Annotated in this window: 18 protein-coding genes; 6 read left to right on the top strand and 12 right to left on the bottom strand. The window is 48.0% G+C overall.

Annotation, left to right across the window (positions count from 1 at the left end; translation table 11 throughout):
* Positions 1-6: 6 nt before the first annotated feature.
* From DXT99_RS09250 to DXT99_RS09230, 5 genes are all read right to left on the bottom strand, one after another.
* The gene (locus DXT99_RS09250) at positions 7-951 is read right to left on the bottom strand and encodes a DUF368 domain-containing protein (protein ID WP_246000607.1); all 945 of its coding nucleotides are present in this window, start codon (positions 949-951) and stop codon (positions 7-9) included.
* A gap of 110 nt (positions 952-1,061) precedes the next feature.
* Positions 1,062-1,835, bottom strand: a complete 774-nt coding sequence (locus DXT99_RS09245; protein ID WP_115565254.1) for a phosphosulfolactate synthase — start codon at positions 1,833-1,835, stop codon at positions 1,062-1,064.
* A gap of 6 nt (positions 1,836-1,841) precedes the next feature.
* Positions 1,842-3,242, bottom strand: coding sequence for a tetratricopeptide repeat protein (locus DXT99_RS09240; RefSeq protein WP_115565253.1), 1,401 nt, complete (start codon positions 3,240-3,242; stop codon positions 1,842-1,844).
* Positions 3,243-3,306: 64 nt separating this feature from the next.
* A complete protein-coding gene (locus tag DXT99_RS09235) occupies positions 3,307-4,299 on the bottom strand; it encodes an NAD-dependent epimerase/dehydratase family protein (protein ID WP_115565252.1) in 993 nt (330 codons plus the stop codon).
* 31 nt (positions 4,300-4,330) lie between these two features.
* Positions 4,331-5,077, bottom strand: coding sequence for a tyrosine-protein phosphatase (locus DXT99_RS09230; protein WP_115565251.1), 747 nt, complete (start codon positions 5,075-5,077; stop codon positions 4,331-4,333).
* 436 nt (positions 5,078-5,513) lie between these two features.
* Between DXT99_RS09230 and DXT99_RS09225 the strand changes: the two genes are divergently transcribed.
* The 4 genes from DXT99_RS09225 to hpf all read left to right on the top strand — a co-directional run bounded on the left by DXT99_RS09225 (position 5,514) and on the right by hpf (position 8,276).
* The gene (locus DXT99_RS09225) at positions 5,514-6,653 is read left to right on the top strand and encodes an acyl-CoA dehydrogenase (RefSeq protein WP_115565250.1); all 1,140 of its coding nucleotides are present in this window, start codon (positions 5,514-5,516) and stop codon (positions 6,651-6,653) included.
* A 151-nt stretch (positions 6,654-6,804) separates the two neighbouring features.
* Positions 6,805-6,999: a 30S ribosomal protein S21 gene (rpsU, locus tag DXT99_RS09220; protein WP_115565249.1), complete on the top strand. Its 195-nt coding sequence runs from the start codon at positions 6,805-6,807 to the stop codon at positions 6,997-6,999.
* Between the two features lie 71 nt (positions 7,000-7,070).
* Positions 7,071-7,949, top strand: a complete 879-nt coding sequence (locus DXT99_RS09215) for a tyrosine-type recombinase/integrase (protein ID WP_115565248.1) — start codon at positions 7,071-7,073, stop codon at positions 7,947-7,949.
* Positions 7,950-7,973: 24 nt separating this feature from the next.
* Complete coding sequence (hpf, locus tag DXT99_RS09210; protein ID WP_115565247.1) at positions 7,974-8,276, top strand: ribosome hibernation-promoting factor, HPF/YfiA family; 303 nt, start codon at positions 7,974-7,976, stop codon at positions 8,274-8,276.
* Between the two features lie 131 nt (positions 8,277-8,407).
* Here the strand turns inward: hpf and metK are convergent, their stop codons facing one another.
* Positions 8,408-9,712: a methionine adenosyltransferase gene (gene metK, locus DXT99_RS09205; RefSeq protein WP_115565246.1), complete on the bottom strand. Its 1,305-nt coding sequence runs from the start codon at positions 9,710-9,712 to the stop codon at positions 8,408-8,410.
* A gap of 275 nt (positions 9,713-9,987) precedes the next feature.
* Here metK and DXT99_RS09200 point away from each other — a divergent pair, with 275 nt between their 5' ends.
* Positions 9,988-10,791: a phosphatase PAP2 family protein gene (locus tag DXT99_RS09200; RefSeq protein ID WP_115565245.1), complete on the top strand. Its 804-nt coding sequence runs from the start codon at positions 9,988-9,990 to the stop codon at positions 10,789-10,791.
* A gap of 7 nt (positions 10,792-10,798) precedes the next feature.
* Positions 10,799-11,602 (top strand): phosphatase PAP2 family protein, encoded by an 804-nt coding sequence (locus DXT99_RS09195; RefSeq protein ID WP_115565244.1) that lies wholly within the window; start codon positions 10,799-10,801, stop codon positions 11,600-11,602.
* 72 nt (positions 11,603-11,674) lie between these two features.
* Here DXT99_RS09195 and DXT99_RS09190 read toward each other — a convergent pair whose 3' ends face one another.
* The 6 genes from DXT99_RS09190 to DXT99_RS09165 all read right to left on the bottom strand — a co-directional run bounded on the left by DXT99_RS09190 (position 11,675) and on the right by DXT99_RS09165 (position 25,506).
* Complete coding sequence (locus DXT99_RS09190) at positions 11,675-13,036, bottom strand: RagB/SusD family nutrient uptake outer membrane protein (RefSeq protein ID WP_115565243.1); 1,362 nt, start codon at positions 13,034-13,036, stop codon at positions 11,675-11,677.
* Between the two features lie 18 nt (positions 13,037-13,054).
* Entirely contained in the window at positions 13,055-16,090 is a 3,036-nt protein-coding gene (locus DXT99_RS09185; protein WP_115565242.1) for a SusC/RagA family TonB-linked outer membrane protein, read from the bottom strand.
* A 526-nt stretch (positions 16,091-16,616) separates the two neighbouring features.
* Entirely contained in the window at positions 16,617-19,016 is a 2,400-nt protein-coding gene (locus DXT99_RS09180) for a prolyl oligopeptidase family serine peptidase (protein WP_115565241.1), read from the bottom strand.
* A gap of 135 nt (positions 19,017-19,151) precedes the next feature.
* Complete coding sequence (locus DXT99_RS09175) at positions 19,152-20,825, bottom strand: amidase (RefSeq protein WP_115565240.1); 1,674 nt, start codon at positions 20,823-20,825, stop codon at positions 19,152-19,154.
* Positions 20,826-20,931: 106 nt separating this feature from the next.
* Positions 20,932-22,299: a RagB/SusD family nutrient uptake outer membrane protein gene (locus tag DXT99_RS09170; RefSeq protein WP_115565239.1), complete on the bottom strand. Its 1,368-nt coding sequence runs from the start codon at positions 22,297-22,299 to the stop codon at positions 20,932-20,934.
* 18 nt (positions 22,300-22,317) lie between these two features.
* On the bottom strand, positions 22,318-25,506 hold the full coding sequence (locus DXT99_RS09165; RefSeq protein ID WP_115565238.1) for a SusC/RagA family TonB-linked outer membrane protein: 3,189 nt from the start codon (positions 25,504-25,506) through the stop codon (positions 22,318-22,320).
* Positions 25,507-26,012: the final 506 nt, after the last annotated feature.

The raw sequence follows: 26,012 nt of genomic DNA, 5'->3' as shown, positions 1-26,012 counted from the left end.
GTTGTTTTATACTCTTGCAGTATCGTCGTCAGTAAAGCGGTCGATGAGGTACACGAGCAGGAAACCAAAAATCGCCAGCACAATGGCATACCCCAGGTAAGACTCCTGCCCTGTCAGGGACTCGTAGGTGCCAGGCAGCACGTTCTCCTGTAGCAGCGGTTTTACTACGCCGTGGCGGTCGGTGTATGTTTCCAGTGTCTCCTTCCATGGCCATACCTTATTTAAAGAGCCCACCATAAAGCCCGTCAGCAGGGCTATCGTGGCGCTGTGGTAGTTCTTAAGTGCCCAGTTTAAAACATGAGAGAAAGACAGAATACCCACCACGCAGCCTAATCCAAACACAGCAATAATGCCTAACCGCAGCTCCTTCACCGCATTCAGGATGAACTCATACTTTGCCAGCAGCACCAGTAGAAAGGAACCCGAAATACCGGGCAGAATCATGGCACAAATGGCGATGGCCCCGGACAGGAAAATAAACCAGTAGGCCTCCGGCGTTTGCGTAGGCGTTGCCACGGTGATATAATAGGCAACAGCCGCCCCTATCAAACCAACCAAAATCACTCCAGGGGTCCAGCGGGCAATCTTTTTACCCACCACTAAGGCCGAGGCCACTATCAGGCCAAAGAAGAACGACCACAGCAGTTCCGGGTAGTTCTCCAGCAAAAACAGGATAACACGCGAAAGCGAGACAACAGAAAAGCCAATGCCTGCCAGCAGCACCACCAGAAAACTCCCGTTGATGTGCCGCCAGAAGTCTGCCAGCCGGAAGCGCAGCAGCAGTTTTACAGCCTCACCGTCTACAGAACGGATGGAGCCGAGCAGTTCCTCGTAAATGCCTGTGATAAAAGCAATAGTACCGCCTGATACCCCAGGCACTACATCAGCGGCGCCCATGCCTGCTCCTTTTGTAAAAAGTAAAAGGTAATCTCTTAAGTTTCGTCTTTGCATAAGTGTGATAATAGCTCCAGGTAGCAGCTAAAAACAAAATTGCCCGTGCGGCCATACCGACGGGCAATTTATATACTAATTTATATACTTCTGAGCTTCGCTTTATCTTTTTAGCAAGGTTTTTCCATATCCAGGAAATGGTTGAAGGTGTCGCCACGCAGGCCTAAGCGGATTGTCTCCAGCGGGATGACCTCACTTGGCGCAATGTTACCCAGGTTAACGTTAGCACCCAGTAACTTAATAAACCATACCTGCTGTGCCTTCTGCGGCGCCTCCCACAGGATCTTTTCAAAAGGGATCTTCGTCAGGATTTCTTCTACCAGGCCGCTTCGTACCTCACCGGTAGAACGGAACAAGCCGACATTACCGCCTTCACGGGCTTCGCCAATTACCTTCCATGCGCCGGCATCCAGTTCTGCCTGCATCAGCCTGATCCACATGTACGGCGGAATGATCTTCTGGTCATCCTTGGAGCCCACCTCTGAAAGCACGGTTACCTGCTCCGAAAGTGTCCGGATGTATTCACACTTCTCTTCGTGGTCCATTTCGAGCGACCCGTCGGACACCTCCGCAAACGTCATCTCATATTTATCGAGCACACGGCGGTAGTCATCAAACTGGTTGCGCACAATAAAGGCCTCAAACAGCGTGCCCCCGAAGTATACCGGTATACCGGCGGCTCTGTACACATCCAGCTTTTTCTGCAGGTTAGGCACCACATACGAGGTGGCCCAGCCTAACTTCACAATGTCTACATACTCTGAGGCTACTTCCAGGAAGTCTTCTACTTCCCGGATACTTAACCCTTTGTCCATGGCCATGGTATAACCGCGCTCACGTGGCTTTGGCGCACGCTCTGGAATGCTATTCAGCGAATAATTCATCTACTTCTATTTGCGATACTGATCAATTAATCGGGATAATGCGCGCTGCGACTCCAGTTCAGGGAAGAACTCGAAGAGCAGCTTATGCTTATCGAAGTCCAAAATTAACGCATTTTCCAGATAATTATAAGCTTCGCGGTATTTTCCTGCCGAAAGCATGTAGGCACAGGCCCTATAATACAGTTCAGCCTCTTTAGGCTGTATTTCTATCGCATTTAAAATTATGTCAGTAGCCTCTTCGAAGTTGCCCTGCTCGTAAAGGATGATGGACCAGTTCAGGTAGATGTCCTTGTCGTCGGGCCTGATCTCGGCGGCACGCTCATAACTCTCCAAAGCCGACACCACATGGCCTACATGATACTCCGCGGCAGCAAGCGCTACCCAGTAATCGGCGCTGTCGTCATACATCTCCACGGCCTTCTTAAAGAAGTGCACCGCTTCGTACCACTTGCCCTGCGCATCCAGTATCATCCCGATGCCGAACCAGGCCTCATCCATCTCCGGGTCTAAATCCACAGATTTCTGATAATAGCGGCGGGAAAGATCCCACTGCTGCAGTTTTTCGTAGCACTCGCCAATGTTGCAGTATGCCTCTGCCGTGGGCGATCCGTGCTCCACCATCGCATTAAACGCGTCGATGGCCTTTGGGAAATCACCCAGGAACACGAGCGCATTGGCCATGTTGTTGTAGGCCGTGATAAAGTCCGGCGTAATGATGGTGGCGTAATCATAGGCAGCGATGGCCTTGTCATACGCGCCCATTTTATTATACACGTTCCCCAGGTTAAACCAGGCAACAGACGAGTACGGCTCATTGTCCACAAACTGCTGAAAGAAGGGCACATTCTCGCTGATGGTGTTTGTAGCGTCAAGGCAATATATTATCTCCTGCATCGCCGCCTCATTCTCCTGGTTCAGCTCAATACACTTCTTATAGTACTTAACAGCCGAGCTGAACTTGCCCCAGGTCTGGTAGGCAAGGCCGATGTTAAAGTAGATATCATCCCGGTCATCCTCGGCATAGGCCAGCGCTTTCTTAAAGTAATCAATCGCCTCCCTGAACTCCCCGCGCTGCGTGAAAATAATGCCGCGTGTCAGCTGCACATCTGCGTTTTCCGGGTCTACCTCCGCTACCTGGTTAATCAGCACAAGCGCATCTTCAAAGCTGCCTGCCATGGCCAGTAACTGCGCCTTATCAATCTGCAAATCAGTAGAGAAGGGATACTGCGCAATGGCAGAATCACAGGCTGCCAGCGCCTTCTTATATTCAAAGCTGGCTGTATAATGATCTATAATATATTCAAAATCAGTCAGGTCGAAAAATACAGTCTCGTTGCTGCCGAGCATCCGCTCGAAGCGCTGTATCAATTCAAGTTCCTCGTTATGTTCTTCGAAATTTTCTTTCATCTCCAATATCCAACAAGCTGCTAAATCAGCCTCTGTCTTACTACATTTTTACGGTGCAAATAGTTTATTTACCGGGGTTGCCGTCTACTTCTGAAGCAGACAGCTGTAGCTCTTCGCATACCCAAACTATTGACTCTGAAAGGGGTCTGAATGCAAGGTTTATCGCCTTGCGAATTTTATCGTTACTGAATTCATGGCTCTTCGCCGCTACCCGGGCCGTATCTTTTGTTATGAGTGGCCGGCCACCGGTAAGCCACGTGCGCACATGCTCAAAGCGCCACACCACCTCCGCCAGTGCCGGAGGCACTTTGGTAGAAGGGGCTTTTTTGCCGAAGCCGCGCGCTGCCTGTTCGAAGAAATCTTTGTAGCTCATGAGCCCCGCATTCAATATAAATCTTTCTCCTGAAATATCCGAGAAGGCAAGCTGCAACATCGCCGTTACCACATCCCGCACATCCACAAAGTTGGCACTGCCACCCGTATAAAAAGGCCGCTCCTGGTATACATATCTAAAGAGCTGCGTGCTGCTGCGGCTCCAGTCTGCAGGGCCAAGTATAACCGAAGGATTTACGATAACGGCATTCAGTCCTTCGGCTATGCCCCGCCACACTTCCAGCTCGCCCCAGTATTTAGAGCTGGCGTAGGCGGAATGTTCCTCTGCCGGATCCCACTTATCTTTCTCGGTGAGCAGCGTAACGCTTTTAGGCCGCCCCACCGATGCGATGGAGCTTACGTGGCACAGCTTGATGCCCGGATGTTCCAGGCACACGTCCACTATGTTGGCCGTGCCCTCTATGTTCACCTGCTTTAGTAGCTCCTCGTCCTGGGGTGCGTACGACACCACGCCTGCGCTATGGAAAACGTGGGTCACATCCTGTAGCGCCTTCCGCAGAAACAGCGGGTCCAGCACATCGCCCTCCAGCCACTGCACCTGCTCCGAGCCGGGCACAGCAGGTACCTGCCCCCGGTAGACCGCCTTTACCTTATGCCCCTGCTCTAAAAGCGCCGGGATTAAGAAAGTGCCAATCAGGCCGCTGCCACCAGTTACAAATACCATGTCTTTGAGAAAAAATAAAAAAGAAGGGTTATTACAATTGACTGTTGCGAATGGGAAGCGCCAGCGCCTTGCTCAGGTATTTACTGTTGAATACCTTCTGCAAACTGTTGGTATGCTTCAGGCCATGCGCGTCAGAACCCAGGAAGTCCACCAGGCCGCCTTCAATCAGACGCTCGGCATACTCCTTTGCACCAGGCGAGTAATAGCCCGTGAGCGAATTAAGGTTGGGTTGAAACAGCACGCCATTCTCTCGCAGGGCTACCAGCGCATCGAACTTACCATAAAAGTAGGTATAGCGTTCCGGGTGGGCCAGCACCGGCTTGTATCCCCTGGATCGCATTTTAAAGATTGCCTCCCGTAGGTTGAGCGGCTCGTTCAGGAAAGATGTTTCAAACAGCAGGTAGTTATCGCCAAAGGTCAGCAGTTCCTCTCCGTGCTCCAGCTTGTGCAGCAGCCCTTCGTCCAGGTAATATTCGGCGGCACAGTCCAGTTCCATCTCAATACCCGCTTCCGCTACCGCCTGCCTTAGCAAAGCCAGCTTTTCACGGATAATTTCCGGCGTGTTCTTATAGAAGTCGCTCATGATGTGGGGTGTCATGATCAGTTTGCGGTACCCGAGCGACTGCATCACCTGCACCAACTCCAGGGATCGCTCCATGTTCTCTGACCCGTCGTCTATGCCAGGCAGAATGTGAGAGTGCATATCAACGCCCAAAGCGCTGAACGACTCTTCCTTCGGAGTACTGTCCCCAAAAATATTCTTCAAAAACTGTATCATCTCCTAAATACTGACTCTTTCAGCTGTGGGCTCCCGTATAATATTATACTTCAAAATAACAGAAATTAAGGGCGCCTTCAAAATAAACTCTGGAACGCCCTGTCCTGCACAAAAGCATACCATTAAACATATATAATAATTACCATATAACCAGCATAAGCTGTCTCATGAATAAATGATGCTCAATCAAACCGCATAACACCTCCATATCACGCTTACTTCCTTTTCCATGTATCGGCGAGGCTTTTATTATCAAATTCATAATACAAGACCCTTTTTACCAGCAATTATTAAAACAAGTAAGGTTAAAACAAATTCATTTTACGAAAACAGAAAATTTAAGCTCAAATAGCGTTACTTTTATATAGCTTTGTAAACTACGGCTATTGATTACCCGTTATACGGCTACTGATTTACCTGCAACTCTAAACTATAAATGGAACTAAAGACAACTGAAAACCAGCGTATGATTGCGGAAATGGTCCGTGATTTTGGTGCAAAGCATATTAAACCGAAGATGATGGAGTGGGACGAAAGCCAGGAGTTCCCGGTGGAGGTCTTCAAAAAATTAGGAGAGTTAGGCTTGATGGGCGTACTGGTGCCGGCTGAATACGGCGGGTCAGGATTTGGCTACACAGAATATGTAACAGCCATCGCAGAGTTGTCCAGGATAGATGGCTCCATCGGTCTTTCCATGGCAGCGCATAACTCCCTGTGCACCGGCCATATTCTACAGTTCGGCAACGAGGCGCAGAAGCAGCAGTACCTCCCGAAGCTGGCTTCCGCGGAGTGGATAGGGGCATGGGGCTTAACGGAGCCAAATACAGGCTCTGATGCAGGCAACATGCGTACGGTAGCCGTACAGGACGGTGACCATTGGGTAATTAATGGTGCCAAGAACTTTATTACACACGGCAAGTCAGGGAATGTGGCGGTGGTGATTGTACGCACAGGAGAAGTTGGTGACTCGCATGGTATGACCACCTTCGTCATTGAAAAAGGCACCCCTGGCTTTAGCGCCGGTCGCAAGGAAAACAAACTTGGCATGCGTGCCTCTGAAACAACAGAACTTATTTTCCAGGACTGCCGCGTGCACAAAGACCAGATGCTGGGCAATGTTGGCGAAGGCTTTATACAGGCTATGAAAGTGCTGGACGGCGGCCGTATCTCTATTGCCGCCCTTTCGTTAGGAATAGCACAGGGTGCCTTTGATGCTGCGCTGGCATACTCGCAGGAGCGGAACCAGTTCAACAAGCCGATCTCCAGCTTCCAGGGCATTGCCTTTAAACTGGCCGATATGGCCACTGAAATTGAGGCAGCTTCCCTGCTGACCTATCAGGCAGCAGATATGAAGAATCGTGGCCTGAACGTGAACAAAGAATCTGCCATGGCCAAGTTGTATGCCTCCGAGGTCTCGGTGCGTGTGGCCAACGAAGCTGTTCAGATTTTCGGCGGCTATGGCTTCACAAAAGACTACCCTGCCGAGAAATATTATCGTGATGCAAAGCTTTGCACCATCGGCGAGGGAACAAGTGAGATACAAAAACTTGTTATATCAAGAGCAGTACTTAAATAATAAACCTGCAGTGAGGCGTTTATTTAGCCGTTTTCCGAGCTTTCAAAATAAAAAGATTGGTTGGCGGTAAATATATTTAGCCAATCTGTTGATTTTTAGGTGCAAGCTTAGTTAAATTTGCAACCCTAATTCAAAGAGAAAAGAGAGAAATATGATTATTATTAACGTAAAAGATAACGAGTCTGTAGACCGTGCATTGAAGAGATTCAAAAAGAAATTTGAAAGAACTGGCGTTCTGAAGGAGCTGCGTTCTAGAGCTTACTTTGAGAAACCATCTGTAGCAAGAAGAAAGCAGAAAGAAAGAGCGGTATACAAGCAGCAGCTTTTCGCTAACGATAACTACTAGTCTTTCTAACAAGATACTTTATTTTTCCATAACTTAGTATACCTGATTCAGAACATCAGGTATACTAAGTTATGGAATTATTTTTTAAGTACCTCCAGTACGAAAAGCGGTACAGCCCGCACACCCTTACCTCCTACCACACTGATTTAGGTCAGTTTGCCCAGTACCTCCAGCAAGTGTACGACATCACGGATGCTGCCGAGGCCGACCACACCATTATCCGGTCCTGGCTACTGACCCTGGTGCAACACAACATACAACCCCGCTCTATTAACCGGAAGATTGCCTGCCTGCGATCTTATTACCGTTTTTTGCTCGCACAACAGCGCATTGCCGTAAACCCGATGCTGCGCATAAAAGCCCCTAAAGCGTCTAAAAAATTACCCGCCTTTGTGCTTGAGGAGCCCTTTAATACGCTGCTCGACAACTTTACTTTCGAAGATAACTTTGAAGGCCAGCGCGATCGCCTGATCCTGGAGTTTCTGTATGGCACCGGTATACGCCTGGCAGAACTTCTTGGCGTGGATCATACTGATATTGACCATAGAGCAAAGGTAGTGCGCGTATTGGGCAAGGGAAACAAAGAGCGCATCGTGCCCCTCAACGACTCTCTTCTAAACAGTATCGCCGCTTATGAAGCCCAGAAGAAGCAATATTTTGCTGATAACAATTCCGTAAAATTGCTCGTTACTAATAAGGCACGTCCCCTTTATCCCAAATTCGTTTATCGCGTTGTAAAAAAATACATTAGCTTGATCACAACCTCCGAACATAACAGCCCACATGTGTTGCGCCATTCTTTTGCGACGCACCTGCTGAACAAGGGGGCAGATCTGAACGCAATAAAGGATCTATTGGGGCATGCAAGCCTTGCGGCAACGCAGGTATATACCCATAATTCAATTGAGAAGCTTAAATCGGTTTTCGAGAAAGCCCATCCAAAAGCGTAAGTTTAACTATTAAAATTCAAGACTATGAAGCTACAAATGTATTCCGTCAACTTCGATGCCAGCGAGCAGCTGAATGCCTTTATTCAGCAGCGGGTGAATAAGTTGGAAACGTTCTACGACAGGATAATAGACGGGGAGGTGTTTATGAAGGACAATGGCAGCCAGGGTGGCACAGATAATAAAGAGGTGGAGATTCGTTTGTTTGTACCGGGCTCAACGCTCTTTTCACAGGAAAATGCGGACTCCTTTGAGGCAGCTGCTGATGCCGCTGTTGATGCGATGCGCCGCCAACTGAAGCGACACAAAGAGAAGCAAGCAACACATTAAGGAAGCTTTGCTTTCTAATTATGAATTAAGAATTATAAATTCTGAATTAGGAAAGTATATAAAACAGAACGGCCTGCTATGCATAGCAGGCCGTTCTGTTTTATATACTTTCGTGTCTTTCGTCTAAGAGACTACAGGCCAAACTCCGCTTTAATTTTCTCCACGTGATCCAGCTTCTCCCAGGTAAAAGTCTCGAACTCCTTTGTTTCTTTCTGGCCGTTTCTACCTACTTCCACCTGCTTCATATAAGGTGTTCTACCCATGTGGCCATAAGCCGCTGTTTCAGAGAAGATAGGGTTCTGCAGCCCGAAGCGCTGCACAATAGCGTAAGGACGCATGTCGAACAGCTTGTTTACTTTCTCGGCAATTTCGCCATCGCTCATGGTGTTGCCGTTCGAATCTTTCACGTTGGTAGAGCCATAGGTAGTTACGTACAAACCAACCGGATTTGCCACGCCAATGGCATAGGCTACCTGCACCAACGCCTGATCAGCCACACCGGCTGCCACCAGGTTCTTGGCGATATGACGGGCCGCATAGGCCGCAGAGCGGTCTACTTTAGATGAGTCTTTGCCGGAGAAGGCGCCGCCACCGTGTGCTCCTTTGCCACCATAGGTATCCACAATGATTTTACGGCCAGTCAGACCAGTGTCACCGTGTGGGCCACCGATTACGAACTTACCAGTCGGGTTAATGTGGTAGGTGATGTTGCTGTTGAACAGTTCCTGGATACGCTCCGGCAGTTGCTTCAGCACGCGTGGTATCAGGATGCTGTCCACATCTTCTTTGATCCGCTGCACCATTTGCGCCTCCGCCTCGTTCCTGGCTTCGTTACTTTCGTTAGAAGCTTCTACAAACTCATCGTGCTGTGTAGAGATAACAATGGTGTCGATTTTCTCCGGCACGTGGTTGTCGCTGTAGCGAATCGTCACCTGCGATTTAGCATCCGGGCGCAGGTACGTCATTTCCTTACCTTCTTTGCGAATAGCGGCAAGCTCCTGCAACAACAGGTGCGAAACACTAAGCGCCAGCGGCATATAGTTGTCTGTCTCGTTTGTAGCGTAGCCGAACATCATACCCTGGTCTCCTGCCCCCTGATCTTCCGGGTTTGAACGCTCTACCCCCTGGTTGATGTCAGCGGATTGCTCATGGATGGCTGAAATCACACCGCAGGCTTCCGCATCAAATTTATATTCAGATTTGGTGTAGCCGATGCGTTTAATCACCTCACGTGCCACTTTCTGCACATCTACATAGGCTTCGGTTTTCACCTCTCCGCTCAGCACTACCAAACCAGTAGTTACCAGTGTTTCGCAGGCCACCTTCGACTGGGGGTCCTGCTTCAGGAATTCATCCAATAATGCATCTGAGATCTGGTCAGCCACTTTATCCGGGTGGCCTTCTGACACGGACTCAGAAGTAAATAAATAAGGCATTTTATGTGGGTTTAGGTACAAAGTATAAACCAGCTAGCCTATCCGGCAGCGGCTACAAAGCTAAAACATTTCTGCAACAGTTAAAATATATAGGTAAAAGAGAAGAACACTATCAGGAAAGATAATGCTGCCTCAGCATATACTTAAAATAATCCAATACTCCATCAAATTATGCACACGCTGCCCTTAAAAGTTGCTGCTGCTGCCTTTGTTGCAACAACCTTTTGAAAATATGCCCCGTTTGAAGAGCATAACAAATCACCCGTATTATATATATGAAACGTATACTAGCAGTACTTACCTTATTTACCTTTCTGGCAGGAGAGGCTTATAGTCAGGACAACTCCCCTTATAAAACAAGTTTTAAAGTAGATGCACCCATTATTGTGGCAGGCATGGGGCTGACCTACTATGGCCTAACCAGAATGCAGGACAAGAATGGTCTGACAGAGGAAGAGGTTGCGAACCTGAACAAAAACGATGTGAATCGCTTCGACAGGTTTTCAGCAGGCTGGGACTCAGAATCAGCAGACAATCTCAGCGACTTCCCTTTTTATGGCTCCTTTGTAGCACCGCTGGCACTACTCCTGGATGAGGATGTAAAGAGCAACGCCGGGCAGGTATTTGTGCTGTATTGGGAGACAATGGCGGTAACAGGAGCCTTTTTTACCATGGCGAATGGTCATGTAGAGCGTGTGCGCCCTAACGCCTACAGCCCGGATGTTTCTTTATCAGAAAAAATGAGAAGCAACACCAAGAATGCCTTTTACGGGGGCCATAATTCAGCCACAGCAGGAGCCACGTTCTTTGCGGCAAAGGTTTTTCATGACTTCAACCCGGACTCGCCGGCAAGGCATTATGTATGGGCAGCAGCAGCTACTGTGCCTGCTGTAGTAGGGTACATGAGAATGCGGGCAGGCAAGCATTTTCTTAGTGATGTCATCATAGGGTATGTAGTTGGCGCTGGTGCCGGCATATTGGTACCTCAGCTGCACAAGAAGTCTAACAACACAAACCTCAGCCTGTTTCCTGTAGCTGCACCAGACTACAGAGGCGCTGCCTTATCTTACACATTCTAAAAATCGAATGAAAAAAATCCTGCTGTTATGGCTTGCTATATACGGTTTCGGGGCTAATTATGCCTGGAGCCAGACCAGCAACTCCCCTTACCACGTGAACTGGCTGCGGGACGGTGCTATAACAGCAGGTGCCATTGGTGCATCCGTGGCTGGAAGTCTCCTGATAACAAATAAAGAAAGGTTAACAGAGGCAGATCTGGTAGGCTTGGATAGAAACGATGTGAATCGCTTCGACCGCTTTGCAGCAGGCAACTACAGCGCCAATGCCGAACACACCAGCGACTACTTCTTTTATGGGTCCTTTGCTACTCCCCTCCTCCTGCTGCTGGATGATAAGGTAGTGCAGGATGCACCACAGATATTTTTATTGTACGGCCAGGCCATGTCTATTACAGGAGGTATATACAGCCTCTCTGCCGGACTGATAAACCGGAAGCGGCCAAGTGTATATGCCACTGACGCTCCGCTGGAAGCCAGGTTACATAAGTATGGCGAAAACTCATTTTATGGCGGGCACACCGCTGCCACCGCCACAGCCACTTTCTTCGTCGCCAAGGTTTTCCATGACCTGAACCCGGACTCTCCGGCTCGTCCTTATATATGGGCTGCCGCCGCAGCCGTACCCGTCACTGTGGGGTATCTGAGGTTAAGGGCTGGCAAACATTTTCTGAGCGACAATATTTTAGGGTATGCCATTGGGGCAGGCATCGGCATATTGGTGCCAGAGCTGCACAAGCGGGATTCGCGGGTGGCACTACTGCCTGTAAGTAGTCCTGAACATGATGGTGTGGCCGTTGTTTATACTTTTTAGCCTTGTCTGGAAAAGCATAAAAAAAAGAGACTCCCAAACAGGAGCCTCTTTTTTGAATAGGGTTGCTAAGTACTAGTACCCCGGATTCGGTTCTAACAAATCGTTTACCACTATCTCAGCCTGAGGAATCGGGTATTTCAACTGGTTCTCGTCTGTTACGTTCGGAAGCACTTCGATGGCTCTTCCTGTTCTGATAAGGTCGTACCATCTATGGCCTTCCACAGCAAGTTCCACTCTTCGCTCCTGCTCAATTTTTAACCTGAGCTCAGCCAGTGATGCAGCATCAGTAGCTTCTAAGCCGCGCATCTCTCTTACCTGGTTCAGTCTCTCCAGTGCACCTTCCAGGTCATTCTGCTCGGCACGGGCTTCTGCACTAATCAGGTACATCTCTGCTATACGCGCAACAGGCCAAGCATCAGCACCATCCGCACTCTGGCGGTACTTATAAGCCATGTTATAGTCCCTCCCACCAAACGTAATTGGCTGCAGCGTTGTGTTCTTGCGCTCATCTCCGGCCTCGAATGCTGCGGCCAGCGAGTTGTCGATTGGCAACTCAAAGCGGCCACCATTTGTCTGCTGTCCTGTGCTTGGGAGAACAACGTTCGCAATCAGGAAGTAGCTCATTGATGTACCATCGTTTGGCGTGCTGTTCAGCTGGAAGATGTGCTCAGCATTGCCCTTGTTTGTGAAGATATTGTCATAGTTATCGGAAAGCTGGAAATTGCTGTCTGCTATGAGTTCTTCTGCAAGTCTTTCTGCCTCAGCGTAGTTCTTAGTGGCCAGGTATACTCTTGCCAGCAGCGCTTTGGCGGCAGCCTTAGAGGCGTAAGCCGCGCTTCTGAACTCTCCTGCGTTTTCTACAGCGAAGGTTAAATCCTCGATAATAAAGTTCCATACTTCCTCTTCGGAGTTTCTGGCAACTTTATCGCTTGTCGGCTCTCTCAGGATTGGCACTCCGCCCCATCGTGTCACCAGGTTATAATAGCCGTACGCTCTTAAGAAACGTGCTTCCGCTATTACTTCCTGCTTACGCTCTGGCCTGCTGAAAGTAGACTCATCCAGCGGCTCTACCGTTTGCAGAAAGAAATTTGCTCTGTAAATGCCCTGGTACAGCCCTTGCCAGTAAAACTGGATAAGCAGGTTATTGGCCGCAATAGCATTGTCGTCCACCTCTCCATGCTGGAAGAAGGTAGCCCTGTACGCTAGGTTATCAGCAGACAAATCGTCTGTCAGGAATGCCAGGTACTGGTAAGAGCTGGCACCACCCTGGAAGCCGTCATACACACCATTCAGCAATACCTCTGTGTCGCTCGGAGTAACAGCCTCCGGCGATATAGAGCCGCGTGGCTCTATATCCAGTTTATCTTCGCAGGCAGTCAGCGATAAGCCAGCCACTGCCATGCAAATAACTTTGAATTTTATCTTATTTATCATCTTTGTAAAGTCGAATAATTAAAAGCCTATGTTCACACCCAGCGTAAAGCTTCTCAACTGAGGCAGCGTGGCCTGGTCGTTGGCTGCCGTTACAGCATCCTGTGCGTTAGAGCTTACTTCAGGGTCAAATCCGGAGTACTTTGTAAAGGTTAGCAGGTTCTGGCCTGTAGCATAAACTCTTACCTTTCTCAAACCTACTCTGTCTACCAGCTGTCCTGGCAAAGAGTAGCCAAGGTTTAATGTTTTAAGGCGCAGGTAAGAACCATCTTCCAGGTATCTGGAAGAACGCTGTGTGTTATAAGTACCGGCAGCACCGTAAATAGCTCTTGGCACAGTGTTGCTAGTGCCCGGGGCAGTCCACCTGTTCTCTGCTTCGTCTCTGGCAATGGCGTTGTTGTTCTCGCGGGCACCCAGGTTACCGGCTGCATCCAGTTCTTTCCACATGGCATAGATCTCGTTGCCTACACTGTACTGGAAGAACACGCTCAGGTCAAATCCTTTGTAAGCGAAGTTATTAGTGATACCACCGAAATAATCCGGCACGGCGCTTCCTACAAACGTTCTGTCTGCGCCAGTCGTAATGTCACCATCACCATTCACATCCCTGAACATAACATCACCGGCTCTTACACCCCTTGCATATAGCTTGGCAGGCACTTCCTCATCTGTCTGGTAAATACCTACCTGCTCCAGCAGATAGAATGCACCAACTGGTTGCCCAACCGCCACTCTGTTTACAAAGCCTCTGTCAAACGGTTCGTTGTTGTTCAGTCTGGTTACCTCGTTGTTAATGAAGGCAATGTTAAAGTCAGTAGACCACCTGAAAGCGCCATCGAAGTTTCTGGTTGTGATAGCAAACTCAAAACCTTTGTTTTCCACAGAACCGATGTTCTCTGTGATGCTGGTGTAGCCGGATGTTCTTGGCAACGGTCTGCTAAGCAACAGGTCATCTGTTTGCTTGATAAAGTAATCTGCACCAAGGCTGATTCTGTTGTTAAACAAACCAAGGTCTAAACCTACGTTTGTCTGCTTTGTCTGCTCCCATCTCAGGTCCGGGTTAGGAAGCTGCGAAGGGGCAATACCTGACTGGTCGTTGTAGTTGCGGTCACCTGTGATGAGGGCCATGGCGGCATAGTCGCCAATACCTTCCTGGTTACCGGTTATACCGTAGCTGGCACGCAGCTTCAGGTCACTCAGGAAGTCGAACTGCTGCATAAATGCTTCCTGCGAAAGTCTCCAGCCCACAGAAACAGATGGGAATGCACCATACTTGTTGTCTTCAGAGAACTTAGAGGCACCGTCGCGTCTGATGGCAAGAGACAACAGGTACTTGTCACCATAGTCCAGGTTAACACGCCCTAAGTAAGACTCCAGCGCATTTGATGTCCAGGTGCTTGTACCTGAAAGGATTTTGGCTGCCGAAGTGATGTAATGGAAGCTGGCAGACGGGAAATCCGTTCCCTGCACATTTTGTCTTTCTGTTACAAACTCCTGGTAAGTATAACCCGCTAAAGCAGACAGGTTCAGTTCACCAAAAGATTTTGAGTAGTCAATAGTGTTCTCGACAAGGTAGTTGCTCGCCACACCGTTACCAGCCAGGCCATATCCTTTTGTACCGAAGCCCTGCCCAGACGTGATTGGCTCATACTGGAACTCCTTGTTGTTGTACCAGTCGCCACCGGCAGAAAGTCTGTACTTCAGGCCCGGGATGATTTCGTAAGACCCGAAAACATTACCGAAAACACGGAAGATGGTGGTTTCATACTGCGGCTCCAGCGCCCCCTGTACCGGGTTGTTTCGCTGTGTGGCAAAGTAAGTACCGTCTTCGTTATAAGCAGGCTGGTCCGGGCGGGACTGCAGGGCGTTTGGCCATGGCGCAAAAATGCTGTTATCACCGATGATACGGTTGTTCACTGAACGGCTAACACCCAGATTAGAACCAATCTCAACTTTATCGCTGATAGAATGTTCTAAGTTCAGGCGGAGGTTCTTACGCTCATACTCATTGTTCAGGATAATACCTTCCTGCAAAAAGCGGGCACCGGAGATATAGAAGCGTGTCTTATCGTTTCCGCCTCTTACGCTTACCTGCAGGTTAGAAATGGCAGCATTGTTCCTGGTTATTTCGTCTATCCAGTTCGTGTTTACAGCAGGTGCACCCAGAAGGTCAACTGTATTGCCCGGATTGTCATTCATGTAGTTCTGGCGCGCCTCATTTACGACATCCACATACTCATTAGAGTTAAGGAAATCCACTTTTTTTGTAAAGCTCTGCACACCTGAATAAGCATCAATGTCTACCTGTGTTTTGCCGGCTTTACCTTTCTTCGTAGTAATCAGCACAACACCGTTAGAGCCTCTCGAACCGTAAATAGCGGCAGAAGAAGCATCTTTTAACACCTCAATCGATTCAATGTCGTTCGGGTTGATTTCAGACAGCGGGTTGATTTCCTGGTTGCCGAAGCCACCCTGCGAAATATCTGTATTTGAAACTGGCACACCATCTACTACATATAGCGGGCTGTTACCTGCCGAGATAGAACTTGTACCACGCACACGCACAGAGATACCTCCCCCCGGAGTACCTGAACTGGAGGTAACATTTACACCGGCAATTCTACCCTGAATAGCCTGGTCAAGACCAGCAACGGGTAGGTTCTCGATTTCCTCTGATTTAACAGACGCTACCGAACCAGTGATATCGCGCTTTTCCTGGGTACCGTAGCCTATGACCACCACCTCAGAAAGCGCCTTGCTGTCTTCTTTCAGCGCCACGTTAACAGAAGTTTTGCCAGCAATGTTTACATCCTGGTTTACATAGCCCAGATACGAGAACACCAGCGTTTCGCTTCCCTCTGGCACATCCACAGTAAACTCTCCGTTTGCTCCTGTGAATGTGCCAATAGATGTACCCTTTACCACCACGTTCACACCTGGCAGCGGTTGTCCATTCCCAGCGTCGGATACGACCCCTGAGATAGTCTGACTTTGCGCCCACACCTGACTTACAAGTGACAGGAGCATCACCAAACTAAGAAATATAACTTTTCTCATGAAGTTAAATAAAAATAAAATTTGGTTGGAAATTTGTTTATAACTCGAAGTTACAACATAAAAAAACAAATCTAAACTAAGATGAAAAAAACCTCACATTCCAGCCATTCAATCGCCTTATTCCCAGCACCCCTCTCTCTTTCTGTTATAACTCAACCTGAAGCCCAAGTGGTTATCGTTAAATGTGAAATTTACTTTTTTCAATAAACCACTAGTATCCCTTTAAATCTCTTCTGCTTTTAGTGTTAAAACATTGAAGCACCGGCTATTACGCTCCTGAAACCAAATATTTCAGATTCCATTGACCTAAGCCACTAATTGTACATTCTTTTACCCTGGGCTAAAGCCAAGCATTAGACCTGCACAACTTATGTTATATTCATTATTTTTTTGTTCCAGTACCTGCTCCTTTGATTAGAGCCATGATTGAAAGAAAAAAAAATTTTACACACTTCTCCCAGAAGCCATAAAAGCAAAAAGCGTATGATGCCAGGCACCATACGCTTTTCGTGATAGGTTAAAGAATTTACTCCTTCAGGTTCTCTTCAAAGAGTTTGAAAATACGCTTGTACTCATCTGTCCAGCTGGATGGCTCTGTGAAACCATGATTCTCTACCGGGTATACAGCTAGTTCCCAGTTGTCTTTCCCCAATTCGATGAGGCGCTGCGACAGGCGCACAATATCCTGGAAATGCACGTTGGTATCTACCATGCCATGGCACATCAGCAGGGCACCCTTCAGGCCTTCTGCATAGTATATAGGTGAGCTCTTTGCATAAGCAAGGCTATCCGATTGAGGCGTGTTCAGGATGTTGGAGGTGTAGCCGTGGTTGTAGTGTGCCCAGTCTGTAACAGAGCGCAAGGCAGCACCCGCAGCAAATACATCGGGCTCTGTAAACATGGCCATCAGCGTGATGAAGCCTCCGTATGAGCCACCATAGATACCAATGCGGTTCGGGTCTACGTTATACTTCTCTACCAGGAGCTTTGCCCCGTCTACGTGGTCGCTCAGGTCTTTGCCGCCCATAAACTGGTAGATGCCGGTGCGTACGTCGCGGCCGTAGCCGGCGCTGCCCCTGTAGTCGATGTCCAGCACGGTATAGCCCTGGTCAACCAGGAAGTTATGGAACATGTACTCCCGGAAATAGCTGCTCCACCACTTGTGGGCATTCTGCAGATAGCCGGCGCCATGTACAAATACCACGGCAGGTCCGTTGTTCTGTGGGTTCTCCGGGCGATACAGGCGGGCATATACATCCGTATTATCCTTTACCTTAAAAGAAATAACCTCCGGCTCACGCCAGTCATAAGACTTAAACTCTTCAGTCAGCGATTGCGTCACCTGCTTCGGCTTCGCGTTTTTTCTGTTATTCAGCACATACAACTCCCACGGCTGATTGCTGGTAGAAGAGCGAATGGCCAGATGCTTCTCATCCGGCGACAGCGTGACTTCCTGGGCACCAGGCATGGTGGTCAATTGTACCATCTCCCCTCCCTGCAAAGGCATACGGTAGAAATGCTGCTCGCCCGGGTGCACCAGGTTTGCGGTAAAGTACCAGTTTTTTTTATCATCTGACATCCGCAGATCCGACACCTCAAAATTGCCGCTGGTAAGGGCCTGCTTTGTGCCGCTGTTCACATCCACTGTATACAGGTGCGAATAGCCGCTTTCCTCTGACTGGAACCACACGCGCTTGTTGTCCGGCATCCAGCCAATATCGCCGGAGCCGTATCCGATACCGGGACCGCTTATCCAGGCCTCATCGCGCTGGCGGTCCAGCACCGACAGCTTACCTGTCGCAGGGTCTAACTTCAGAATCCAGCGGTCCTTGTTGTCCTGAGAGCGAGCTACCACCACTGCCTCGCTGCCGTTGTCAGACCAGAAAGGGCCATAGATAACGGTGGCACGCTCTGCTATTTTCTTCGCTTTGCTATCGGTTGTGTCCTTTGCTGCACTGGCTTTCGCCTCTCTTTCCTGCAGGTAAGCAGGCTGCTCCATAATGCCAGCGACATCCTTCATGGAGACGGCAAAAGCGGTATCACGCTGGGTATCGTACACAAAGAATTCATAGGTAGCTTGCGCATCACCTACTTTTGTGCGGGTGTTGATGTCTTCTGTATAGCCGGAGGAGGTAACGTAATCCGGCACAATGGCTACCTTGGCGTTTTTCGGGCGGTTTACCAGTTGATAAGTGATAAAGCGCTCATTCGGGCTCAGGTTGATGCTGCTGACAGACTTATCCTCTATGTAAATCTCTTTCGGGCGGGACGGCGCGTCCTGCTTCTGTTGCTTTTTCTGCGCCTCTTTCTCAGCCTCGCGATCCCGCACAATCTGCAGCAGCGACAACTGTTGTGACTTTAGCCAGTCCCGCTGGGCATCTTTTCCCTCTTCTGCCGCCTTTCGTCCTTTTTTAAAGTCGGTTAGCTGTACAGTTTGCCCGTCGGTCGCATGCCAGGCAAAGAGGTTATTGTCCTTAATGTAAACTACCTTTTGCTCGTTATGGCTGAACGAGGGGCTATTTTCCCGCTCTACAGTATTTGTTATCTGATGCGGCTTCCCGGACTTTATATCATACAAAAAGATGTCGCCGTTCTTCTCGTACACCTTCTTTGTTTCCGCGCGGTTATATTCTCCATAAGGAGAAGGCAGGCTCCGGCGTTCCTGCGGGCTTACCTTCCAGATGTTTTTGCCGTCAGCAGATACACTGTACAGCGAGTCTGCTTTGTTGCCATCCGGATTCCAGTTGAAGTAGATCTTTTTGCCGTCTTCTGACCAGAAGATGTTGCTCGGAGAAGTACCCATCCATTTCGGGTCGCGCATTATTTTCTCCACGCTGAGTTCCATCTTCCCGTCCTGCGCCTGCATGGCTCCGCCACACAGCATCAGGTAGGCCACCAGGGCTACGGCTCGTTTTCTGAATAACATGAATGTTTTTTTGTAGGTTGATTGGTTAGTAGGTTGAGTAATTAGCTCTGTTGCGAATAAAATTAAGAAACCCAAACTCATTAAGCAAAACCGCCACCTGATGCATTTAGTTTCAGGTGGCGGTTCCGGCATTTCTTAGGATTTCTTTTTCTTTCCGAAATTCATATCCGGGTGCTGCTCGTCATGCGCTGTGATTTCCTGGTAAAATTTAGCCAGAGTTAGTAACTCCGCTTCGCCGAAAAGCTTACCCATAAACGTGATGGTGGTGGGCATGCCATTTTTCTGGAAGCCGTTTGGCAACACCACACACGGGTGCCCTGTCAGGTTGGTCATCACTAAGTTGTTACTGGCAAAGGAAGGGCTCAGGTATACGTCTACGTCCTTGAGTTTCTCCTGCATCTGCTGCACCAGCAAAGTACGCACGCGCTGTGCCTGCAGGTACTCTACGGCTGGCACAAAACGGGCGGCCCTAAACGTATTCGGCCAGGCATTCTTATGCTGGGCCACCAGCAGGCTGTCGCGGCCACTTCGGGTAAGCTCATCAAAGGCAGCCGCCCCTTCCACAGAAATCGTCAGCGTCAGTTCCCTTGCCGGCAAATCTGGCAGCTCAATCGGCACCAGTTCTATACCTGCCTGGCGCAACGCGGCCAGTGTCGCCTCATCGTTTTCCTTGAAGCCGTAGCTGCGCTCAAAATCTTTTTTCAGGTAACCTACGCGCAGCTTCTTTGCATCTATGCCCGGGTTATAGTTGAAAGGCGCATCGTACACCGACTGGTCCTTCCCGTCAGGGCCGTAAATGGCATTAAACACAATAGCGGCATCTTCTGCGGACCGGGTAATCGGGCCTATCTTATCCATAGACCAGCTCAAAGCCATGGCACCATGGCGGCTCACGCGGCCAAAAGTAGGGCGCAGACCTGTGGTACCGCAAGCGGTGGACGGAGAAACAATAGAGCCTAAGGTCTCTGTGCCAATGGCAAAGGGCAGCAAACCACCCGCCACTGCCGCAGCGGACCCGGCAGAAGAGCCACTCGAGCCCTTGCTGATATCCCAGGGCGAACGTGTTTTACCGCCGTACCAAACATCACCCATGGCCAGCGCGCCTAAGGTCGTTTTCGCTACTAACACGCCTCCTGCATCCTGCAGGCGCTGCACAACGGTGGCATCCTCATCTATTACCTGGTCTTTGTATGGCATAGCGCCCCAGGTTGTTTTATACTTCTTTGTCGACAGCAGGTCTTTCACACCAAACGGTATACCATGCAGCAGGCCTCTGTATTTTCCGGCTTTTATTTCCTTGTCTGCCTGCCGTGCCTGTTGCATGGCCAGTTCTTCTGTGAGCGTGGTGATACATTCCAGGGTAGGGCCATACTTCTTCAGGCGCGCGATGTAAAATTTTGTCAGCTCTTCAGAGCTTATCTGCTGCGTACGCACCAGCTCTGCCAGTTGCGGAATAGAGTAAAATGCCAGCTCCTCGCGCTTCTTTGGCAGCTTCACGTTGGCGGGGGGCGCGACATCAAAAGCCACTTTCTGCTTTTCAAAGGTATACCCCACCGGAATGGGATTGAATACCAGTGCCGGGGCTACATCGTTTGGCAGTGGCACCTTCCGGATAGCTTCATAACTCTCTTTGAAATCCTCCATCTCCGACAGGGTAGAGTCGAGCTGTGCATTTGTGAAGGTAAGCCCTATGAGCTTTTGTGCATCCTGCAGCACATCCAGCGTAATTTTATCTTCTGCTACTTTCATTATAAATGCTCCTGAAACAAAGCAGGCGGCACCCAACAAAGCAATTGCATTCTTTTTCATCTATGTTATTTGAAAATTTTAATTCAACTAAAGTACTAAAATTTGATAAAAAATAAGGGGTAGACATAATGTCTACCCCTTATTTTCATTTGTTCAGGAATATAGATTAGTATCCTGGATTTTGCTCTACCAGATCCTCAGAGTTTAAAACTTCTCTTTGAGGGATTGGCCAAAGCAATCTGTTCGGATCAGTTATCTCAAGCTCTTCAGCAGCTCTTTGTGTACGGCGGAGATCAAACCATCTGTGTCCTTCGTTTGCCAACTCGATTCTTCTCTCCTGCAGAATAGCATCGATAAGGGCTTCCTGTGTTAACTCAACTACAGGAGCAAGTTCTGCTCTTTCTCTGACTTCGTTCAGCAGGCTGGTAGCTTCAAGTAAATTCTCTATACCACCCAGTCTTGCCAATGCCTCAGCCCTATTCAGGAGCACCTCTGCATATCTGATTAACATTACGTGGTCAGTACCGTCTGAAATCCTGGTATACTTCCCAGTGTAAGTAGGTGTTAAAACGTTCGTATTTAAACGTTCATCACCCTCTTCATGCGCTGCAGCTAAATCTGGTGATGGAGATACTTCGTTACGGCCTCCCAAACCTGTTGGCAACCAGAAAAATGCAATACTATTATCGTTTACAGGATCAAACTGAAGCTCCCAGATAGACTCTGCCGTATTTCGCTGCTCATAGATATCCTGGTAGTTATCTACCAAAGTAAACCTTTCAGACTCTATTACCTGCTGTGCAAGTTCTGCAGCATCCTGGTAGTTTCCCTGATATAACTGAACACGAGATTTAAGGGCAAGTGCTGCTGCCTGCGTAGCACGTCCTTTTCCGGCAGCACCAGCGAAAGACTCTGGTAGGTTAGCGATAGCATAGTCCAGATCTTCCAGCACCAGCGCAATCACTTCAGCCTCAGAGGCACGTGGGGTTGGGTTTGCATCCTCAGGCGTTATTGTAGGTTCGGTACGAAGCGGCACCCCTAGACCATTATCACCAAACCCGGTTGTAGAGCCACCGAAATAGTTAATCAGGTTGAAGTAGTGATAAGCACGCAGAAACCTGGCTTGTCCTAATACAGACTCCTGGTTAAAGGCTGGATCATCCACATTCGGAACATTTGCGATAAGATTGTTAGCTCTATTGATACCTGCATAAATCGCATTCCACATGTTGCTCAGTTCCACGTTATCTGGAAGAATATTCTGCTGAGAAATTTGAGCAAATGAAGGAAACGTTCCGCTATGTATTGCATTGTCCGCTGTTAAATCAGCAAATGTAAAATAACGCAGTCCCATGTAGTTGACACTTTGCAAAGCACTATAGGCACCAATTAGACCTGCCTCAGCACCAGTTCTATTATCAAGAGCAGTCTCTGCAGGTAAAGAAGCCTGTGGCTCAACATCCAGCGGGTCGCATGCCGTAGAAGACAGCAGCAAGCCCAACGCAACTATTTTAAAATATTTATTATGAATCATTTTGAATCAGATTAACAATTAAAGACCAATGTTTACACCAAAAGTGATGGTTCTTGCCTGTGGATAAACCAGGAAGTCTGTTCCGAGAGCGGCGTTACTACCACTGAAAGTATTTACCTCCGGATCAAATCCTGAGTAATCCGTGATAGTGAACAAGTTCTGAGACTGCACAAATAGTCTGGCACGCTGCAGGTGCACACGCTCTGTTAAGCTTGTTGGCAGGTTATAACCCAGTACAATGTTCTTCAGTCTTATGTAAGAACCATCTTCCAACCATCTGTCAGAAGTTCTTCTGTTGTTGTTCGGGTCACCATATACAGCTCTGGGTACATCTGTATCTGTGTTTTCAGGAGTCCATCTGTTAAGTACGCCAGCTGTCTGACCAAACACACCGTTCATACCTTCAGAAAAAGCACGTGTGTTGTTATAAATCTGATTGCCTTGTGTAAACTGGAAGAAGAAAGAAAGGTCGAAGCCAGCATAAGAAAGGTTGTTAGTAAGACCACCTGTATACCTAGGCTGTGCACTTCCAATAATCTGCTGATCGTCACCAGTGATTCTGCCGTCTCCATCCAAATCCCTGAATCGAATGTCCCCTGGACTTGTGGCTGCAGACTGATAAACAGCACCTGCATTACCTGTACTTGCTGCTGCTGCATCGTTTAACGCGGTGATCTCGTCCTGTGTCTGGAATATACCATCCACTACATATCCTCTGAAAGCTCCTAATGGCTGTCCTTCTTCAACCCAACTGGCAAATCCGACACCGTAAGGATTACCGCCATACAATTTGGTAATTTCATTTCTGTTGAAGGCAATATTAAAGTTCGTATTCCAGTTAAAGCCGTTTGGTTCGTTTGACTCAATGTTATAAGAAGTCAAAGCAAATTCAAGGCCCTTGTTTTCCATAGAACCTATGTTCTCCTGTACGCTTGTGAAACCAGAGCTACCTACTAATGGTCTTGCCAGTAAAAGATTGTCTGTTAGTTTCAGGTAAGCGTCTACATTTAACACTATTCTATTGTTCAGCACACCAAAATCCAAACCAATGTTAGTCTGCTTTGTCTCCTCCCAAGTCAGGTTAGGATTACCTAACTGCGTTGGAGCCAGACCGGCCTGCTGCAGGTAGTTAGCACCTGCACCAACAAGTGCCAGGGCGTCAAAATTTCCAATTTCGGAGTTACCAGTAATACCGTAACTGGCTCTCAACTTTAATTCGCTCAGGAAGTCTAGGTTTTCCATAAACGCCTCCTCTGATATTCTCCAGCCAACAGATGCAGCCGGGAACACACCATAACGGTTGTTAGCACCAAACCTGGAAGATCCGTCAGCTCTTACGCTGGCAGAAAACAGGTAACGGTTCATCAGGCTATAGTTAAATCTGGAAAAGTAAGATTCCAGTCCCCATGCTGATTCAGAAGAAGAAGCATCTGTTTTAATAGAACCAGCAGAAAGTTGCTGGATATCATTACCAGGGAAACCAGTAGCAGCAGCAAATATGGAGTTAAAAGTAGATTGCTGATAAGAAATACCCACTAAAGCAGAGAAATCATGAATCTCGTTAAATACTTTATTATAATTCAGGGTATTTTCATTCAACCAGGACACGTCCTGTCTGTAAGACATCTGGCCTAAACCGTTAGAACCAGCACCAGTATTTGTAGTCGTAGGTCTAAAGTCTTCTTCACGGAATGTCAGGTAATCTATGCCGAATGTAGTTCTGAATCTCAGGCTAGGAAGTATATCCCACTCTGCAAAAGTATTACCAATTACACGGGCACTAATAGCGGACAAAGTAGGCTCAACGGCTGCGGCAACCGGGTTTTCAGTAGAGGCGCCTGGGTCTTTTGCATAAGTACCGTCTTCACGGTATACCGGGATATCGCTTGCCACCAATAAAGCAGTACTAACCACACCGTTGATATTGTTATCGTTCTGTATACGGCTGTTAACCGAACGGCTTATACCCAAGCTTGTACCAACACGGATCTTGTCGCTAATGCTGTGGTCCAGGTTTAATCTACCATTGGCACGCTCAAAAGCAGAACCTATTACAATACCTTGCTGATCAAAATAAGTACCTGACACCAGGAATTTAGTTCGTTCATTACCTCCGGAGATAGACAGGTCATAGTTAGAGATAGGAGCTGTTCTGAAAATCTGATCTTGCCAGTCAGTATTTGGCGCGGTAGATGGGTCCTCAAAAGTTGAAACAGCACGTAAGCCGTCTGGTCTATCTACTGCAGCCCACAATCCGGCATCGTTTCTGGCACGTCTGAAACCATTGAAGAAGTAGGCCGTTAAGTCCGCTTGTGAAGCAAAGCCCAAGCCTGTAGCATCACCATACCTGTTGAAGACCATTTCATTGTAAAGCTCTACTTGCTGCGGACCAGTCAAAGTATTCAGCCTGTTCCAGGTTTCCTGCACACCTGTGTAATAACCGAAATTAATTTTAGTTTTAGCATTGGCACCACGCTTTGTAGTGATCAAAACAACACCATTAGATGCTCTGGAACCATAGATAGCGGCAGAAGCAGCATCTTTTAGAATTTCCATAGAAGCAATATCATTCGGGTTAAGGTCAGCCAGTGCATTTGTCTGCTGCCCACCAGTACCGATAGCAGAATAGTTACCTGTGTTGATTGGCACACCATCTACTACATAAAGCGGCTCGTTGCCGGCACCAATAGAAGCCGCACCACGCACACGTACAGCGATGCCGCTACCAGGAGTACCTGAGTTTTGCGTTACCTGTACACCTGCTGCGCGTCCCTGTAAGGCTTGGTCAACCGAAACTACCGGAATGTCCTCCAGCGCCTCTGCGGTTACAGATGCAATCGACCCTGTTAGTTCTTCTCTTGTCTGGGTTCCGTAACCTACTACTACAACTTCCTCTATACTTCTGGAGGATGCCGTAAGTGTTACATCAATAATGTTACGCTCGCCAATCCGTACCTCTTGATCAGCAAAACCAAGATAACGGAATACAAGCGTATTTGCGTCTGCTGGAATATTGTTGATAGAGAACCGGCCTTCTACGTCAGTGCTAGCCCCGACAGTTGTGCCTTTCACAATCACACTCACTCCAGGAAGTGGATCTCCGCCCTCCGAGGTTACTTGACCCCTGATCGAACGGTTTAGCTGTCCCCATGATTGCACCACAATGGCAAACATAAGCAACATGCTAAGCAGTACATGTTTCTTCATAAAAATGGTTTGTTAAAAAATTGTTTGTTAGATATTGTTTGTAGCTCCCAAGGTAACCCAAAATATTCTAATGCAAAAACAATTCTACATGCATAAGAAAAAAATAAGAAAACATCTTAAAACAATCCTATAATTAATAGCTTTTAGGCTATTAACAGCAGTAAGCGATTAACCACATAGTCTTATTAATGAGCACAATACGCTCTTATCTGCTGATGCTCTCTCCGTTTTGTGCACCATCACGAAAGGTTGTCATACCTGAAGAAGAAGCAAAAAGCCTGCGAATAAATTGCAATCCTACTTCTTGTACGGCTATAATTTTATCATTAATTCAGTTTAATTACACCTTGTGTTATAAAAGAAGGAATTTAAAGCTTAAAAATTATGAAAAGCGCAAAACATGTCTATACACTAATTATTTTTTAAAGAACTCCACCTCGCTATAAAAGATAATTAAAAAGAGATAAAAGCTAAAGTAACATCGGTAACTCCTCACCTCTGCCACT

The organism is Pontibacter diazotrophicus (assembly GCF_003367245.1).
Lineage (GTDB): Bacteria > Bacteroidota > Bacteroidia > Cytophagales > Hymenobacteraceae > Pontibacter > Pontibacter diazotrophicus.
Note: the sequence above shows the minus strand (reverse complement) of the source record. Positions and strands in the feature narration are given on the sequence as shown.

Coding starts and splice junctions, on each gene's coding strand:
- DXT99_RS09250 (WP_246000607.1), bottom strand. CDS start 951: ATGCAAAGACGAAACTTAAGAGATTACCTTTTACTTTTTACAAAAGGA.
- DXT99_RS09245 (WP_115565254.1), bottom strand. CDS start 1,835: ATGAATTATTCGCTGAATAGCATTCCAGAGCGTGCGCCAAAGCCACGT.
- DXT99_RS09240 (WP_115565253.1), bottom strand. CDS start 3,242: ATGAAAGAAAATTTCGAAGAACATAACGAGGAACTTGAATTGATACAG.
- DXT99_RS09235 (WP_115565252.1), bottom strand. CDS start 4,299: ATGGTATTTGTAACTGGTGGCAGCGGCCTGATTGGCACTTTCTTAATC.
- DXT99_RS09230 (WP_115565251.1), bottom strand. CDS start 5,077: ATGATACAGTTTTTGAAGAATATTTTTGGGGACAGTACTCCGAAGGAA.
- DXT99_RS09225 (WP_115565250.1), top strand. CDS start 5,514: ATGGAACTAAAGACAACTGAAAACCAGCGTATGATTGCGGAAATGGTC.
- rpsU (WP_115565249.1), top strand. CDS start 6,805: ATGATTATTATTAACGTAAAAGATAACGAGTCTGTAGACCGTGCATTG.
- DXT99_RS09215 (WP_115565248.1), top strand. CDS start 7,071: ATGGAATTATTTTTTAAGTACCTCCAGTACGAAAAGCGGTACAGCCCG.
- hpf (WP_115565247.1), top strand. CDS start 7,974: ATGAAGCTACAAATGTATTCCGTCAACTTCGATGCCAGCGAGCAGCTG.
- metK (WP_115565246.1), bottom strand. CDS start 9,712: ATGCCTTATTTATTTACTTCTGAGTCCGTGTCAGAAGGCCACCCGGAT.
- DXT99_RS09200 (WP_115565245.1), top strand. CDS start 9,988: ATGAAACGTATACTAGCAGTACTTACCTTATTTACCTTTCTGGCAGGA.
- DXT99_RS09195 (WP_115565244.1), top strand. CDS start 10,799: ATGAAAAAAATCCTGCTGTTATGGCTTGCTATATACGGTTTCGGGGCT.
- DXT99_RS09190 (WP_115565243.1), bottom strand. CDS start 13,036: ATGATAAATAAGATAAAATTCAAAGTTATTTGCATGGCAGTGGCTGGC.
- DXT99_RS09185 (WP_115565242.1), bottom strand. CDS start 16,090: ATGAGAAAAGTTATATTTCTTAGTTTGGTGATGCTCCTGTCACTTGTA.
- DXT99_RS09180 (WP_115565241.1), bottom strand. CDS start 19,016: ATGTTATTCAGAAAACGAGCCGTAGCCCTGGTGGCCTACCTGATGCTG.
- DXT99_RS09175 (WP_115565240.1), bottom strand. CDS start 20,825: ATGAAAAAGAATGCAATTGCTTTGTTGGGTGCCGCCTGCTTTGTTTCA.
- DXT99_RS09170 (WP_115565239.1), bottom strand. CDS start 22,299: ATGATTCATAATAAATATTTTAAAATAGTTGCGTTGGGCTTGCTGCTG.
- DXT99_RS09165 (WP_115565238.1), bottom strand. CDS start 25,506: ATGAAGAAACATGTACTGCTTAGCATGTTGCTTATGTTTGCCATTGTG.